The sequence below is a fragment of the Aneurinibacillus danicus genome (genome assembly GCF_007991215.1).
Classification (GTDB): domain Bacteria; phylum Bacillota; class Bacilli; order Aneurinibacillales; family Aneurinibacillaceae; genus Aneurinibacillus; species Aneurinibacillus danicus.
Genome location: NZ_BJXX01000195.1, coordinates 1 through 1,742 on the forward strand (window position 1 = coordinate 1; position 1,742 = coordinate 1,742).

Genomic DNA, 1,742 nt, shown 5'->3' on the forward strand with positions numbered 1-1,742 from the left:
CCCGTAATTTTCATGTCGGGGTTGCGGCTGAAACGCCATGTTGGTTTTTTGTAAAAAACATAAAATTTTTAGTATTTCAAAGAAATTCGGAGAATAACGGAGTATTTGCGATGTAGCAACTACTTTATAATATAACAGTAATTTGTAACATAATATCTGTTATATTACAATGATAAAAAAAGGAGGCGTCAACGATGATTCCAGTATCTGAGTTCTATAACAACCTTCCAAAAAAAACATGTGCCCGCTGCGGTGTTGTATTATCTGAACAAGCCGAATCGTACAAGTCCGAGTGTGAAGATTGCCATAATAAAAACGATAACTATCCCGCTTAATTTACAATTCCAGGGGAATTTATGGAAAGCTTCATAAGCATGATGTGATGTAATCACTTGAAAACCATGGTCGTTTTGTATTATCATTATTTTCAATTCAAATAGTAAAAGCAATGATGAAGATAAGTAGGCGGAACGAGGCGTCGCAGAGAGCCGGGGGCGGTGGAAGCCCGGTACGTACTCCCCGCACGAATGGACTTCTGAGCTCCCTGTTGAACGCGAATGCCAGTAGACAGAGGCGGGTTCCCTCCGTTATGCGGGAAGAAAGCGAGCCGGCAAAATGCCGGTTAATTAGGGTGGCACCACGGTCCCTCGTCCCTTGCGGATGGGGGATTTTTTTATTTTACATAAGAGGAGTGGACAGGTATGAAACAAATTTTTTCCGGCGTACAGCCGAGCGGAAGCTTTACGCTGGGCAACTATATCGGAGCAATGAAACGCTTTGTTGATTTACAGGAGGAAGGCAATTGCATTTACTCTATCGTCAACCTTCACTCGCTGACCGTACCAAAGGAAGCGAGCGAACTGCGTGATTATACGATGCAGCTTGCCGCCATGTATTTGAGCATTGGTATCGACCCGAAAAAATCGATCCTGTTTATTCAGTCCCAGGTACCCGAGCATGCCGAACTCGGCTGGCTGATGCAGTGCACCGGCTATATCGGAGAGCTGGAGCGCATGACACAGTACAAGGACAAATCTGCGGGGAAAGCGGTTGTGACGGGAGGTCTGTTAACGTATCCGGCGCTTATGGCGGCGGACATCTTGCTCTATAATACGACACATGTGCCAGTCGGCGAAGACCAGAAACAGCATCTCGAATTTACGCGGGATATGGCGGAACGCTTTAACAAAAAGTACGGCGAAACTTTTGTTATTCCTGAGCCGATGATTCAAGAATTCGGCGGCCGGATCATGTCGCTTGACGATCCGACCAAAAAAATGAGCAAAAGTAATCCAAATGCAGGCAGCTACATCGCGCTGCTGGACGAGCCGAATGTCATCACAAAGAAGATTAAGCGTGCCGTTACTGATTCGGAAGGCACTGTACGTTACGACAAGGAAAACAAACCTGCCGTCAGCAATCTGCTGACTATTTATTCGGCCTGCACCGGCGAAACTATCGAGACGATCGTACAGCGTTATGAAGGCCGCGGCTACGGCGATTTCAAAAAGGATCTCGCTGAAGTAGTAGTCGACACTCTCACGCCAATTCAGGAAAAATACAAACAGTGGATCGACAGCCCAGAATTAATTACCATCCTGAAAGACGGCGCGGAACGTGCCCGGACAATCGCTTCCGCTACCATGGATAAAGTCCGTAAAAACATGGGATTAGTCACGTTTTAAAAAGCACAACCACCATGCTTTTCAGCCGCAACCCCGACATGAAAATCGTGGGAAGAG

General features: G+C 46.4%; 2 protein-coding genes and 1 other annotated feature. Both genes read left to right on the forward strand.

The features are described 5' to 3' along the window. Positions 1–194 precede the first annotated feature (194 nt). Positions 195–335, forward strand: coding sequence for a protein YhfH (yhfH, locus tag ADA01nite_RS19795; protein WP_146812161.1), 141 nt, complete (start codon positions 195–197; stop codon positions 333–335). A 104-nt stretch (positions 336–439) separates the two neighbouring features. Beyond that, positions 440–658: a binding site (T-box leader), on the forward strand. A 43-nt stretch (positions 659–701) separates the two neighbouring features. Beyond that, positions 702–1,685 carry a tryptophan--tRNA ligase gene (gene trpS / locus ADA01nite_RS19800; protein WP_146812162.1) on the forward strand — a complete coding sequence of 328 codons (984 nt, stop codon included), beginning with the start codon at positions 702–704 and terminating at the stop codon, positions 1,683–1,685. The last annotated feature ends 57 nt before the right edge of the window (positions 1,686–1,742 follow it).

What these genes read in the sequence shown, in the direction of transcription:
- trpS (WP_146812162.1), top strand. Translation starts at nt 702, where the DNA reads ATGAAACAAATTTTTTCCGGCGTACAGCCGAGCGGAAGCTTTACGCTG.
- yhfH (WP_146812161.1), top strand. Translation starts at nt 195, where the DNA reads ATGATTCCAGTATCTGAGTTCTATAACAACCTTCCAAAAAAAACATGT.